Source organism: Microcoleus sp. MON1_C5, assembly GCF_036701875.1.
In the GTDB taxonomy this organism is placed as follows: Bacteria; Cyanobacteriota; Cyanobacteriia; order Cyanobacteriales; family Microcoleaceae; genus Microcoleus.
Window position 1 is genome coordinate 38,184 of record NZ_JAUBRN010000008.1, and the last position, 13,120, is coordinate 51,303.

The 13,120-nt window shown below is 45.7% G+C and carries 13 protein-coding genes and 1 tRNA gene; 8 read left to right on the top strand and 6 right to left on the bottom strand.

The features are described from left to right. Nucleotides 1-17: 17 nt before the first annotated feature. Nucleotides 18-1,097: a DUF3616 domain-containing protein gene (locus tag QUA71_RS05920; RefSeq protein WP_333283262.1), complete on the bottom strand. Its 1,080-nt coding sequence runs from the start codon at nucleotides 1,095-1,097 to the stop codon at nucleotides 18-20. A gap of 515 nt (nucleotides 1,098-1,612) precedes the next feature. Here QUA71_RS05920 and QUA71_RS05925 point away from each other — a divergent pair. Continuing rightward, complete coding sequence (locus tag QUA71_RS05925; protein WP_333283263.1) at nucleotides 1,613-2,716, top strand: site-2 protease family protein; 1,104 nt, start codon at nucleotides 1,613-1,615, stop codon at nucleotides 2,714-2,716. Nucleotides 2,717-2,888: 172 nt separating this feature from the next. Next, nucleotides 2,889-4,280: a hypothetical protein gene (locus QUA71_RS05930; protein ID WP_333283264.1), complete on the top strand. Its 1,392-nt coding sequence runs from the start codon at nucleotides 2,889-2,891 to the stop codon at nucleotides 4,278-4,280. A gap of 256 nt (nucleotides 4,281-4,536) precedes the next feature. Here the strand turns inward: QUA71_RS05930 and QUA71_RS29200 are convergent, their stop codons facing one another. The 4 genes from QUA71_RS29200 to QUA71_RS05945 form a co-directional block, all read right to left on the bottom strand. After that, nucleotides 4,537-4,650: a HAMP domain-containing protein gene (locus tag QUA71_RS29200; RefSeq protein WP_190656026.1), complete on the bottom strand. Its 114-nt coding sequence runs from the start codon at nucleotides 4,648-4,650 to the stop codon at nucleotides 4,537-4,539. Further along, a complete protein-coding gene (locus QUA71_RS05935) occupies nucleotides 4,605-4,844 on the bottom strand; it encodes a hypothetical protein (RefSeq protein ID WP_333283266.1) in 240 nt (79 codons plus the stop codon). Before QUA71_RS05935 ends, QUA71_RS29200 begins: the two co-directional genes overlap by 46 nt. Nucleotides 4,845-4,853: 9 nt before the next feature. Continuing rightward, on the bottom strand, nucleotides 4,854-5,453 hold the full coding sequence (locus QUA71_RS05940) for a cache domain-containing protein (protein ID WP_333283268.1): 600 nt from the start codon (nucleotides 5,451-5,453) through the stop codon (nucleotides 4,854-4,856). A 1,166-nt stretch (nucleotides 5,454-6,619) separates the two neighbouring features. Further along, a complete protein-coding gene (locus tag QUA71_RS05945) occupies nucleotides 6,620-7,012 on the bottom strand; it encodes an AbrB family transcriptional regulator (RefSeq protein WP_333283270.1) in 393 nt (130 codons plus the stop codon). Between the two features lie 265 nt (nucleotides 7,013-7,277). On the opposite strand from QUA71_RS05945, the gene QUA71_RS05950 reads away from it, so the two are divergent. From QUA71_RS05950 to pyrR, 4 genes are all read left to right on the top strand, one after another. Further along, nucleotides 7,278-7,721, top strand: a complete 444-nt coding sequence (locus tag QUA71_RS05950; RefSeq protein ID WP_190656033.1) for an Rrf2 family transcriptional regulator — start codon at nucleotides 7,278-7,280, stop codon at nucleotides 7,719-7,721. Between the two features lie 37 nt (nucleotides 7,722-7,758). Continuing rightward, nucleotides 7,759-8,160, top strand: coding sequence for a GFA family protein (locus QUA71_RS05955; RefSeq protein ID WP_190656036.1), 402 nt, complete (start codon nucleotides 7,759-7,761; stop codon nucleotides 8,158-8,160). Nucleotides 8,161-8,268: 108 nt separating this feature from the next. Further along, on the top strand, nucleotides 8,269-9,348 hold the full coding sequence (gene cbiB, locus QUA71_RS05960) for an adenosylcobinamide-phosphate synthase CbiB (RefSeq protein ID WP_333283402.1): 1,080 nt from the start codon (nucleotides 8,269-8,271) through the stop codon (nucleotides 9,346-9,348). 267 nt (nucleotides 9,349-9,615) lie between these two features. Continuing rightward, a complete protein-coding gene (pyrR, locus tag QUA71_RS05965; RefSeq protein WP_333218207.1) occupies nucleotides 9,616-10,149 on the top strand; it encodes a bifunctional pyr operon transcriptional regulator/uracil phosphoribosyltransferase PyrR in 534 nt (177 codons plus the stop codon). Nucleotides 10,150-10,531: 382 nt separating this feature from the next. Here pyrR and QUA71_RS05970 read toward each other — a convergent pair. After that, nucleotides 10,532-10,604 (bottom strand) — tRNA-Ile (locus QUA71_RS05970). Nucleotides 10,605-10,789: 185 nt separating this feature from the next. Here QUA71_RS05970 and QUA71_RS05975 point away from each other — a divergent pair. Together QUA71_RS05975 and QUA71_RS05980 are read left to right on the top strand one after the other, a co-directional pair. Beyond that, nucleotides 10,790-11,482 carry a hypothetical protein gene (locus QUA71_RS05975; protein ID WP_333283272.1) on the top strand — a complete coding sequence of 231 codons (693 nt, stop codon included), beginning with the start codon at nucleotides 10,790-10,792 and terminating at the stop codon, nucleotides 11,480-11,482. A gap of 68 nt (nucleotides 11,483-11,550) precedes the next feature. Continuing rightward, nucleotides 11,551-13,029 carry a hemolysin family protein gene (locus QUA71_RS05980; RefSeq protein WP_333283274.1) on the top strand — a complete coding sequence of 493 codons (1,479 nt, stop codon included), beginning with the start codon at nucleotides 11,551-11,553 and terminating at the stop codon, nucleotides 13,027-13,029. The last annotated feature ends 91 nt before the right edge of the window (nucleotides 13,030-13,120 follow it).

A 13,120-nucleotide genomic window follows, 5' to 3' on the forward strand; every position in this document is an offset into this window, starting at 1 on the left:
TAGCGAAGACAGCGCCACTACAAACCTAACCTAAAAATATCCGCAAGAATACCATTTTTCTCAACCATTCTCCCCGCATCCGGCGAATCATAAACCACTAACAGCGAATTCTGCTCCCCCAAATATGGAAACAGGCTCAACCCCTCAGCATTGTCCGTACCAACCTTAAAAGGCAAGTCAAACAATACCTCCAAATCTCCCCCATCTTGTCCAGTAATACTGTCGCCCGATCGCCCTAAAATCCCCTTTAACCGAAAAACCCTCATCGCCCCCGATAAAGTCATCGTCGGCCCGGCTAAAACAATCAAATCTTCCCCGTTCCAGCACAATTCTCGCACCCCCAAACCGTTCAAATCAACAAAATGTTTCTTGTAAAACTTGTCGGCTTCACCAATAGCCTTTAGCTTTAAAACCCCCTGTTTAGACTCTTGCACTTCTATTTCTAAAATAATCGCCCAACCCCGCAGTACAGGTCCCCGTAAACCAAGAAAAATCCGATTGCCGCGCACCGCCAACCCTTCAATATCAAAACCATTTTCTTTACTAGGAATCGGCACCGATAAAAATAGACCGAGATGGCTGTCATCTTTCAGCGCATCAGTCAGCAAATTCCCCGTTTTGGTCGGCTGAAGGTATCCCGCTTTCAGTTGGTTTTTGGGATTTTCAGGATGGGAAATTGACTTGCACAAATTCCCGTTTTTTACAGGAATTCGTGCCAGCAAATAACGGTTGACCTCCGTCTCTATTTTTGCTAAATTTTGAATGTCTTTATTCGGGTCTTTGCCTTTAGCTTTCTTGCGTTTGGTGCTGTGAGAAGCCACAAACCAAAGATAATCGCTGTTGAAATCAATTCCTTCAATATCGATTTCACCAGCTTGTTCGGAAAAATCGATAAAATCTGCGATCGCAAATCTTTTATGTTCTCCAAAAATATGAGGCGCGACAGGCGACAAGCGCTCGATCGAAGTCGTTTCATCGGAACCCAGCCACAAATGACCATCGGGAGTTAAAGCAACAGCGGATAAGTCTGTAATAATATCAGCCGCTTCGCTGTTGAATTGCAGCAGCAGCCGGCCGAGCAAAAAAGATTCTGGCATAATTATTAGCACCAAAACTATTCTTAGGGTAAGTCATTATAGCTAAAGTTGCTTGAAACTGATATCTTGCCACAGTTGTAATAGTCAGCCGGGGGATTAATTCCCCCTCTCAAAGCTTGCATTCGGTTAAAAGTGAGATGTTGCACCATTCTCAATAAGGCTTTTATCGGCGGGCTAGGAGCAACGGCCCACAAGAAAGAAAATTCATCTGTTGTGGAACAGGCATCTTGCCTGTTCATGACAGAGGTGCAAGATGTGAGTTAAAACCCATTGAAAATTAAAACAGAAAACTAAAACAAATATCCTCCTCAAGTCTCATAGCGATAACTTCCGTTTTGAGATAAAGATTTTTAACCCCTAGCCGGCCAAACCGCAGTCGGCGGTGATTATTCCGCAAACCGAACCTCCACAGACGGATAACACCCTAATTGAAGCATTAACATCGCCGTTACGTTTCGTTACGATAAGGAGACAGAGAGAAAAACCTCTCATTCGTAAAATCAGAGGTAGCCATTATGAACGGTACATTTCGCGTCGGCAACCTGTTTGGGATTCCCTTCTTTGTCAACGCATCTTGGTTTTTAGTTCTGGGTTTAGTAACCTGGCAGTACGGCGGCGCATTAGCTGCCCTGTTTCCCACATTGGGTCCCGTAGCGCCCTGGATGCTGGGATTATTCACAGCGTTACTGTTATTTGCTTCCGTCTTAGCCCACGAATTAGGACACAGTTGGGTAGCCATTAAACAGGGAATTGGCGTGAAATCGATTTCGCTATTTCTGTTTGGCGGACTGGCTAATTTAGAAAGAGAATCTAAAACCCCAGCCGAAGCATTTTGGGTAGCGATTGCAGGCCCGTTGGTGAGCTTATTTTTATCCGGTTTGTTAACAGCGATCGGCATCGGTGCTGGTCTCACAGGCCCCGCAGGCGCCATCGTCGGACTTTTAGCTTCGATCAACTTAGTTTTAGCCTTATTTAACTTAATTCCCGGTTTGCCCCTCGACGGCGGCAACATCCTCAAAGCGATCGTCTGGAAAATTACTGGCAACCCTTACAAAGGTGTAATTTTTGCTAGCCGCGTCGGTCAGATAATTGGTTGGATTGCCATTGCTACAGGCATATTCGGCAATATTTGGAATCTAGTAATCGGTTGGTTCTTACTGCAAAATGCCGGTCAATCTGCCCAATATGCCACAGTCCAAAATAAACTGGCAGGGCTGACAGCCGCAGATGCTGTGACCCCCGAAAGTCCGATCGTCTCCCAAGACTTGTCCCTCAGAGAATTTGCCAACAACTACGTAATCGGTAGCACTCAAACCTGGCGCAGGTTCCTGGCAACAGATGATGCCGGACAATTGGTAGGGGCGATCGACCTAGACGACCTCAAAACCATTCCTACCGGAACTTGGCCCCAAGTTTTAGTTAAAGAACTCCTGAAGCCGATCGAATTTTCCACAACCGTCAAACCCGAATTATCTCTCCTCGAAGTCGTCACCCTCCTGGAACAACTCAAAGTACAAGAACTCCCCGTCATTCGCGAAAACGGTGTCCTCGTAGGACTTGTAGAAAAAGCTGAAATTGCCCGCCTGCTACAAAGACGAGCCGAAGCGAACCCTGCTTGATATTCTCAGATACTTGACAAATAACAGTTAACCCCCTCGATTTCCGCTTACCAAAAAGGCGATCGGGGGGGTTAACTGTAGCTGGACAAAAGCCAAGTGAAACACTAAATTATTAGCTCCAAATCAAGGATGATAACTATAATAGTGTATTGATCATCTGAGCGAGGACGCTATGCCATCTCAGCACTTTTCCTCTCAATCCGAAACAACAGAGTCAAAAGTTCTGCCTGCTCTGACAAACAATTTATTACCAGAGGATCTCGCCCCTCAGCCAACAGCTCAATTACAAAAATCTGCGCTGACGGTTTCCGCAGCTCAAGATATCATTTACAAATTTTTTATATATCACATCAAAAACTCGGCTTCAGAAGTAGTTTTGCAACAATTTCAAAACATATTTATCCAATTAATTCCTCCAGCTAACCCCACATTAATTCAAGCTTTAGACACAATAATTCAATTTGACTCTCAACTAGAATTTAACTACTTATTTACACGCTGCATTTACATCTTATTAAATAACTGGGTCACTCAGAAACAATACCAACTGGCTCGCGACTTAATTAACATTATTAGCGATAGAACCCTTAGGGAACCCCACCCCGACAATTGTCTCAAAATACTGAGAGTGTGGCTGACCAACTTTCTCAGCAGCAAAGACTATGAAGAGCTAAAGTTATTTGTATTAAAGTACGATGACTACCAGCCACTACAAAATCACTGGACTTCTCGCTATCAGCCTTATTTGCTAGCCGCTCAATATCTAGATGCTAACAACACCCCCGAAGAACGCCAAGCTGCCAGACTATTGTCCCAGCAGCTCAAAGAAAAATACAAGTTTGACCTAGCAATGTATACCTCTCGCTCTCAGTCTGCTACATCCCAATTAAATAATTATCATAATCCCACACTTTTAGGAGATGAAGCCCTGCGTTTAATCAAAATAATTTTGGTCAACCGCGGCTCCTTAAACTATCGCAGCTTAGCAAATATTTTTATTAGAGACACTCAAAATATTACTTACAAGCAGTTTAAGGACTATCTAATTAAGTATTTATTTAATTACCAATCTCAACTTTTGCGTACTGATATTTACCAAGTGAGAATAATTAATATTTTAGAGACTTTTCATCCAGAAAATGACGGAGACACTTTGAGCACTGGCCTGCAGCTCAGAACTTGCAATTATCTAATCAAATGTTTGACTGTGGAAAATTCCGGGAAACCAACAGCCTTATTTCTACTCTTCGCTACTCAACTAAATCCTTTAACACTAGCAATTCTAATTCTCAAATTTATTTTAATTTCACCCCATTCTAGAACCTACTTAGAACTTTGTTGTGCCAGATTAATTCAATACTATCAAGATGACTCGGCTACTGAATGTGAGTGGCTCATTAATTTTTTAGAATTGAGCCAGATTGCTCTAACTATTTATGGAGACAATGTTCAGTATAATTTAGTGAATATGTCAGACAAGCCTGAAGAAGAGCAGTTGTTGATTGATATCAATAACTGTAGAATTTTTTCTCAACACAAACAAATTACAAAATATCAAGAATAGTTATCAGTCATCGTTCATCAGTCATTAGCTGCGCCTTGCGCGCCCGACAGCAAGTTTATAGGATAAAGTTTTCCGGGAACAGTGTTCGCTAATTTATATAAGTTTGATAAGCTTGTGGTAGCTCTTCGGCGCTAGCATCGGGCATTTCTCCCCTACCCAATATTTGCTCTCGCGCCGAATTGATGAAAATAACTGCGCCGCCCGGAGTTATCGTCGAGACTCCAACAGGCAAATTTTCTACCAGTTGGACAAATTTTTATTCACTTTGTGCCAAAGCTGGAAAAAACTTTTTCAGTTGAGCTGCCATCTCGTTGAAAGACTGCGCTAATTCGCCGACTTCATCAAGCCTACTGACAGTAACAGCACGCACTTTCTGGCGGCGATATCTTTAGCTGCTTCGTTGAGCAGCAGCAGCGGCAGCGTTACCCACCTAGCTGTCAGCACTCCACCAATTGTCGATAGCAGCAGCGCCGCCGAACAAAGTAAAATTGTAGTGCGCGTATTTTTGTTAATTTGCCCCATGAAATCGGATTCGGGAACTGCGCTCGCAATCAGCCAGTTCAAACCGTAATATCATTTCCGGTTACACCGGAATGATGTTGACGGTTGACTGTTGACTGTTGACTGTTGACGCCGTGAACAGTCAACCGTCAACAGTGAACTCGAATTTACTATTCCGATGCTAACGGATTTGATATAACTATCCGAAAACGGCAGCACTTCCACAAAATATTCCTGCCCGTCTCGCCTAAATTTCAGTTGCTGCCGCTGCTTAATGTCGCCAAAGCCCTCGAAGTGTTCGTACAAATATTTAGCTGCGGTGCGAATGACAGGAGTTTGGCTGTCTAAAACATTCACCCGCTGCCGTTGCTGCTTTCCAGACATCTTTCTAAAGGGTGATTCTTGACTTGAACTGGCAACCAGCAAGCCCGATCGTTCGATCGCGAAAATTTGTCGCGTTTTGCTAAGCTTGATGCGATGGAGATATTGCTGAAGCCCCGAGAGCGAAAAGTCTACAGCACTAACTCCCAGCAATTTACCATTTCGATCGCGAATCGGTTGGCTGGCAGCAATAAAAACAGTCCCGCGAGTAAAACCAGGATAAATACTCGTCCAAATCGCTTTGTTTGTTCGCTGCGACAGCTTCTTTGTACCAGGGGCGCAGGCGGGCATCGTAGGTGGCCGGTTCTGCCTTTAATTTAGCGGTGCGCGTGCCTCGGCTGTCTGTAGCTTAGTATATGTTGTGAGAGTTGGTAGACTTGTTAGCTGCGACAATTTGCAAGCTGTTATCCGTGGGGTTGCCGCCAATGCCGAGATATTCTCCTGATTTTTCAGCACCGAAGGATATCCATTGAATGCTTTTAAAACATCGGATTTGCTGCCAGAGGAACTTCTCTCCCCGAGGCTAGGGCCTTTCTAACTGTAAGTTTAATTCACCGCGCTCGATCGCTTCAGCGTTAAGTTTATTTACCCACTGGGTAGGTTCGAGAAAAGAAATCAGCTTTTCTTCAACTCTCTTCCCCGTCTGGGCGATCAATTTCTCGGCGAGCTCTTCGACTGCTTTGTCTCCGTTGCGAAAGGGCGAAAGGACAGATACCCGACAATCTCGACTGCGGCGACGATTTGCAGCACAAAAGAGGCCACTAGAAGGCGACGCAGGGAGATTTTTGTTTGGTGTTGAGAAGTTTTACTCGCGAATCGGGGCAACGGCATAGGCTGGTGACTAATTGCTCCCTAACACTTTAACTGTTCCTGCCTGTAATTTCACTTAGGGGCGATCGAGGTGTTTCCTTGCCCTCAAAACCCCTCCCACACAGACACAAATCAGGAGCAAGCACGAGACTTATACAATTTTAGATTTTAGATTTTAGATTTTAGGTTAAATAATGGGGAATGAATCATGAAGCTCGTGCTTTCGAGCTTCGCTACAGTTGCATTCTTTTTTTTAACTGGTATGACGCAGTGTTAGCGGAGAATACCTCTGCCATTTTCTTGCTTTAGTGGGTTTCCTAGCTCAACCAAACCTAATTCTTCCTTCAAACCTCTTCGGTTCATCAATTACATCCGTTAAATCCCGTACACAATTGGCTGCAGAACTTCTCTTCAACAGCTACGCGGAAAATCCCCCGCTTGTCCACACGGATATAGCGAGGGGCGAGAATAGGTATTCTCGGAAAATATAAAGTGGTGGCACTGGCTTTTGTCGAGCCATTGCCATCTATAGAAGCCATACTTTTTTAGGCTCACAGAAAGATTTCAGAGCCAACTCTCTGCTTGCAGTCAATGCTTGAAGTCAAACCCACCAGTTCAAGCAAGAAGTCAAAGCAAGTCGTAAAAGCCTAGGATTCTTCTTCTTCTTCTCGATCAATTTGGCGCAAGTGAATGTGCTTGCGTCCCAGAGAGATTTCAAATTCATCTCCCGGCTGGAGTTCCATTTGTTTGGTGTAGGCGGCTCCAATCAGTAAGTTGCCGTTAGATTGAACGCTAATCCGATAGCTGGCCGAGCGTCCGCCGCGTCCGTTGCCGTTTTGCTTCCCGTCTAGCTGAATGCCTTCTGCATCAATCAGCGCATTCAGGAATTTCATCATGTTGACCCGTTCTACGCCGTTTTTGGTAACGGTGTAGTAGCCACAGGCTCTAGCTTTTTCTTCCTTGGTAAGGTTCTCTAGGTCTTTGACCTTTTTGATCAGACCTTCACCTTCAAGGGGTTCGATATTTTTCCTTTTAGCCATTTACTGAGTCCTGAAATATTCAACTGGTGTACGGATTTTTTCTCGGTTGGTTTTTTGTTTGGCCAAGAAACTTTAGCTTTATAGCTGGTCGTAAAACCATATTACACCGATCGGCTCAATTGTTAACCACTATTATCTAAATATTTTTAACAACCTGCAGTCTTTCTTGAGGAGTAGCTGCAGCCGGTGCGAGCAATCTCTAAAGTCGGTAGCATAAGCTATCAGCTATCAGCTAGCTGAATATTTGCCCCGCTCTTAAAATCCCATGAAGTTAACCACACGCGGACACTACAGTGTCAAAGCATTACTGGATCTAAGTTTGCAACCTCGCTTCGGCCCGACATCGGTGAAATCGATAGCGAAGCGACAGGAGTTACCTGCTCCGTATCTAGAAAAATTGCTGATTGAAATGCGACGAGCAGGTTTAGTCCAATCTGTTCGGGGTGCCCAAGGAGGATATCAATTAGCCCGCCAGCCAGCTCAAATCTCTTTAGGACAAATCTTAGAGGCTGTAGGTGAAACTATTGAACCTTTACCTCGACATTTTCCCGATGCGACGCAAGCAGAGGACTGGGTAACATTCAGTTTGTGGAACCGATTGCACAAAAAACTTGCCGAAGCGCTGTACAGTATTTCCCTCGAAGACTTATACTATGATGTCCGCAGTTGGCAAGCGGCTCTTGGGGAAGAAACTAGCTTTATCATTTAAATGGTAAGTTCATTCATTCGATCGCCAGCAATCACACATGGACGCAACACTTGTTACCTACTTTGGCGGCTGTCACTGCGGAGCTGTCCGCTTCCGTGTAGCCGTTGACAAACACGAAGCATCTGATTGCAACTGCTCTATCTGTAAAAAGAAGGGATTTTTGCACCTCATTGTGCCGCCGGAACGTTTTACCTTGCTCAGTGGCGAAGATGTTTTGACCACCTATACATTTAATACAGGAACTGCTCAACATACTTTCTGCCGAATTTGCGGCATTCACTCGTTCTATCGCCCCCGATCGCATCCCGATCATTTCGATGTCAACGTCCGCTGTCTTGACTCAGATGCCATCAAACACTTTCAGATCCTACCCTTTGACGGTGTTAATTGGGAGGAGAACGTACACTTGCTCCGCGACGAAAGTAATCTCAGCAGTTAAAATTGCAGCTCAAGAATCAAAGTCCGCAAGGGTAGGAGTAGTTAAAACCTGCGCTACCATTGCGAGCGCTCTGGCTCGGACGGACTATCAAGTTTGACACAATATATAATGATGCCGGATGAATTTCCTGTTTTGATTTTAGCTGCGGTGTTGGATTATTCGATCGGCGATCCTTGGGGTTGGCCGCATCCCGTGCAGGCGATGGGTTGGGCGATCGACCGCTATACTCGACTTGTCTTTAATATATGGAATAATCCCGCAGGCAAAATGCCTGAAGCAGCGGCTCGTCCCCCTGGCGAGCAGCACAAACTGCTGCTACGATGTGCTGGTACAATACTAGCGATCGGGTTGATTGTAGGCAGTTATACTGTCAGTTGGTCCATCGTCCAAGCTGGTAGTTGGGTGCATCCTCTTTTAGGTATTGCCCTAGACACCATTTTGCTGGCAAGCTGTTTTGCAGGTCGCAGTTTGAGGGCGGCTGCAGAGGATGTGCTAGCACCTTTAAATGTTGGAGATTTAGTCAAGGCGCGAGAAAGGTTGAGCCTTTACGTCGGCCGGGATACCGAAAACTTATCCGAGCCAGAAATTCTGCGAGCATTGTTAGAAACTGTAACAGAGAATGCAGTCGATGGTGTGACAGCACCGCTATTTTATGCCTTACTTGGGTTCGCTCTGCCGCATCTATTATTAAGTGTTACCGCTGGGCCGATCGATCCTAACTCGATGTGGGCGAGTGCTATAGTCCCCTTGGCGATCGCTTACAAAGCAGCCAGCACATTAGATTCTACGATCGGCTACAAAGAAGCACCATACACTGATTTAGGATGGTTTAGCGCCAAACTAGAAGACGTGCTGACTTGGATTCCTTGCCGCCTAACAGTGATTACTTTAGCCCTTATATCTGGCAAACCGATTTACATTTGGCAAATTTGTCAGAGAGATGCTGTTAAAGATGCCAGCCCCAATTCCGGTTGGAGCGAGTGCGTTTACGCCGCCATCTTGGGAGTACAACTAGGAGGTACCAATTCCTATCGCGGAGTTCTCAAACACAAACCGCTGTTAGGCGAGCCGATTCACCCGATCGCAGCGCCGCTAATTGGTCAAGCATTGCAATTAACTCGGTATTGCTTTCTGATTTGGTTGGGACTATCATTGCTTTTTTATACCTTATTATGTTTGAGCTGCTAACTGATGACCTCACCCGAACAGTCCAGGAGGCATAAATAACGTATTTCTGTCATTGTTCGCGCTCAGCCAAGCAATCGCAGCATATCCTTTTCATCCGTTCGGGGTAAGTCCTGCAGAAGACACAGATCGGCCACCGACAGAAGCAAAAAAAAGTTTTGACCTTTGTTCAAACCCCCAAATTCATCTGTAAAGTCAATCTAAAATCTAAAATCTAAAATCTAAAATTGTTCGATCCGCCAACAGCCAACAATTAGCTCGCAGCAACCAATGACTAAAATTATCGAAATTTTATCCCCTGATGAAGTGAGGCGCAGTCTCACCCGCGTCGCTTCCCAGATTGTCGAAAAATCAGGGAATCCGTCGGAGTTAGTGCTGTTGGGCATTCATAGTAGAGGAGTGCCTTTAGCTCAAATTTTGGCAGATCAAATTGAAGTTCTCGAACAAGTCAAAGTACCCGTGGGCGCTTTAGATATTACCTTTTACCGAGATGACTTGGATCGAGTTGCGATGCGGACACCGGCTAAAACAGAAATTCCTTTCGATTTGACGGGCAAAACCGTGGTGTTGGTAGATGACGTTATATATAAAGGCAGAACGAGTCGAGCGGCTTTGAATGCGGTCAACGATTACGGGCGGCCGGAGAAAATTTGGTTGGCGGTATTAGTCGATCGCGGCCACCGAGAAGTACCGATTCAGCCGGATTTTACGGGTAAAAAGTTGCCGACTGCAAAGGAAGAACAAGTTAAGGTTTACGTTCAAGAACTCGACGGGCGCGACGGAGTGGAGTTAATTAAGGGTTGATATCGTTGATTTGCATCGGAATAATAATTTTTGGAGTGCTGTACGATCGTCCCCGCGCAGCGCCCGCCATCTCAGAAGCGAGCAGATATGTGGAATTGATTAAGGCTTGATATCGTTGACCTTTGCATCAGAATAATAATTTTCCGAGTGCAGTGCGAGATCTTGAGATCGCGATCGATCTCACGAGCGAGTTGAGCGACCAAATTTCTAGTTGGCGATCGCACTTGCGACCTCAGAAATGAGGTTTCTTGGTATATTTTTCGTTACCGATCGCAAAATTTTCGTAGAAACCCGGTTTCTAGCCGCCCATCCGTCCAGGACTGGTATCTGGGAAGAAACCTGGTTTTTAGCCAGAGCGCGGATCGTCGTGATTGATTTTAAATCGGCAGTGCAGGAGTTGAACCTGCCTGGGGCGAATTATGAGTTCGCTGCCTAAACCGCTCGGCCAACTGCCGTTAAGTCGATTTCTTCGACCTAACTGAAAATGAAGTATAACATAATTTCCCAGTCCGTGCTAGAACTAGAGAACAAAAATCAAAATCTTTAGATCTGCTGATTCCCCGATCGCCTGTTAGCCAATGTGCTGGAGCCGATCGACCGGACAAAGCAGTGTCTAGGACTCGGCATAAACTTATAGGCAATGGCAGTGAATTCGACGGTAGTGCTGACTCTAATTCTGCTGGCTCTGATGTTTGGAGCAGGCGTGACGAGTTCTGTTTGGGGATTTACTATAGGTCGCGAAGCCTTGCAAGGAACGACTCAACCCGATGTTCGTCCCAGCAACAATGCTGGCAGCGGCAAGCCTGGAAAGACGGCTAGCAAAGACCAAGTGAGCATTTTGAAAGAAAAAGACATTCTCACAACCGTCAAAGCACGGGTAGAAGGTCGCGATCCCGAAAAAACAACGGCTCAAGCAAATACTAAAACAGACAAGGCAAGCTCTAAACCAGCCGCGGCAAAAAAACCGGCTGCACAAAATGCTAGCGCCAAGTTTCCCCTGAACAGTCGCGACGGGGGAATAACCCTAGAAGTGAGCGCGGCCAGTCAGCGCAACAATTCCATGCTGCTAGACGTGAGCATGAAAAATGAAGGCTCCCAACCTGTGAGGTTTCTCTACAGTTTCTTGAACGTTACTGACGATCGCGGTCGGGCCCTGAGCGCGACTGCCGAGGATTTGCCGTCGGAACTGCCCCCCAACGGGCAGGTGTTTTACGGTACGGTGAGTATTCCCACAGCTTTGCTGGAAAATGCTAAAGAAGTTTCGCTGACGCTGACAGATTATCCAGGTCAAAAACTTCAGTTGCAAATATCTGGCATTCCAGTGGCGAAGTAAAATAAAAGAAGACCAAACCTGCAGACAGATTCTCAGGTTTGATCTAGAAAGTTTTTTTAGGGAGCATTGTGTCACTTTTAGGGGCGAGAGTGCAGGAGATATCTGATTTACCCGCGATGAGTTTGACAGAGGTGCTGTCGCGGTTGCTGTCAGTGCTGTTGCTGATTGCGATTAATGCCTTTTTTGTCGCGGCTGAGTTTTCGATGGTGACGGTACGCCGATCGCGCATCAATCAGTTAGTGGAAGCTGGCGACGTTGCAGCTTTAACTGTGCAATCTTTGCAGCAAAGTATTGAGCGATTGCTCTCGACAATGCAGTTGGGAATCACTCTTTCTAGTTTAGCTCTGGGCTGGATTGGGGAAAGTACGATCGCCGTGCTAGTCCGAATGTCGATCGGCTATTTGCCGCTGCCAATTTACCTCAAGTCTGCGATCGCCCATTCTTTTAGCATATCAATAGTAACTTTTTTGTTGCTAGCTTACCTGCAAATCGTACTCGGCGAACTCTTTCCCAAATCTGTAGCGTTGCTGTATTCCGAACAGCTAGCCAGAACTTTAGGGCCTCCGAGTTTATTGATTGCCCGTTTGTTCAAGCCCTTTGTGTCGTTTCTCAATCAATCTACTCGATCGCTTTTGCGGTTTGCGGGCATCGAATACGATCTAAGGCATCGGCCGGTTACTCCCGAAGAACTGCAATTAATTATAGCTACTTCCAGCGAATCCAGCGGCTTGGAAGCAGAAAAGCGAGAATTGCTCAACAACGTGTTTGAATTTGGCGAAGTTTGGGTAGAAGAAGTAATGGTGCCGAGGCCTAGCATTGTCGCACTTCCCAAGACAGCCACCTTTCAAACTTTGCTCGACGAAATGGCGATTTCTAACCATTCCCGCTATCCTGTAACGGGAGATTCTTTAGACGACATTATCGGCATTATTGGCTTCAAACAACTGGCAAAACCCCTAGCTGAAGGTTTGCTATCTCCCGACACGCCAATTGTAACTTGGATGGGTTCGGTGAGGTTTGTGCCGGAGATGATGCTGCTGGGGGAACTGCTGCCTTTGATGCAGAGTTCGTCGGAAGAAATTGCGATCGTAGTCGATGAATTTGGTGGCATTTCCGGGTTAGTGACATTGCGGGATTTGATAGCCGAAATTATCGGTCGCAGCTCCGAGTCACCCGACAGCAAAGAAATTGCTTTGCAAGTATTGGACGATCGCACTTATTTAGTGCAAGCGCAGTTAAATTTAGATGATGTGAATCAAATATTGAATTTGGAGTTGCCAGTAACTGACGAATATCAGACAATCGGAGGTTTTTTAAGCTATCAGTTGCAAAGAATGCCGGCTGTGGGGGAAGTTTGGCGCTGTGAAAATGTGGAACTTACGGTTGTTTCTGTATCCGGGCCGCGGTTGGAGCAACTTCAAATTCACTTGTTGGAAGGGGCTGCGGGCGATCGAGCTTTAGATGAAGTTGCAGAAGCCGATGAGGAAATTGTGGGGAAAGGGCGAAAGAATAGCGGGTTGAGTAGTGTGGCAAAATTGTCTCATTAAGATTTTGATGAAAAGGGCGATCGAAATAGCGCAACTTTTTATACCAAATCTGAGTTAGCAACCCCGTTTATTCTTTAGTCTCTTAGAGAGG

What these genes read in the sequence shown, in the direction of transcription:
- QUA71_RS05920 (WP_333283262.1), bottom strand. Translation starts at nt 1,097, where the DNA reads ATGCCAGAATCTTTTTTGCTCGGCCGGCTGCTGCTGCAATTCAACAGC.
- QUA71_RS05925 (WP_333283263.1), top strand. Translation starts at nt 1,613, where the DNA reads ATGAACGGTACATTTCGCGTCGGCAACCTGTTTGGGATTCCCTTCTTT.
- QUA71_RS05930 (WP_333283264.1), top strand. Translation starts at nt 2,889, where the DNA reads ATGCCATCTCAGCACTTTTCCTCTCAATCCGAAACAACAGAGTCAAAA.
- QUA71_RS05940 (WP_333283268.1), bottom strand. Translation starts at nt 5,453, where the DNA reads ATGCCCGCCTGCGCCCCTGGTACAAAGAAGCTGTCGCAGCGAACAAAC.
- QUA71_RS05945 (WP_333283270.1), bottom strand. Translation starts at nt 7,012, where the DNA reads ATGGCTAAAAGGAAAAATATCGAACCCCTTGAAGGTGAAGGTCTGATC.
- QUA71_RS05950 (WP_190656033.1), top strand. Translation starts at nt 7,278, where the DNA reads ATGAAGTTAACCACACGCGGACACTACAGTGTCAAAGCATTACTGGAT.
- QUA71_RS05955 (WP_190656036.1), top strand. Translation starts at nt 7,759, where the DNA reads ATGGACGCAACACTTGTTACCTACTTTGGCGGCTGTCACTGCGGAGCT.
- cbiB (WP_333283402.1), top strand. Translation starts at nt 8,269, where the DNA reads ATGATGCCGGATGAATTTCCTGTTTTGATTTTAGCTGCGGTGTTGGAT.
- pyrR (WP_333218207.1), top strand. Translation starts at nt 9,616, where the DNA reads ATGACTAAAATTATCGAAATTTTATCCCCTGATGAAGTGAGGCGCAGT.
- QUA71_RS05975 (WP_333283272.1), top strand. Translation starts at nt 10,790, where the DNA reads ATGGCAGTGAATTCGACGGTAGTGCTGACTCTAATTCTGCTGGCTCTG.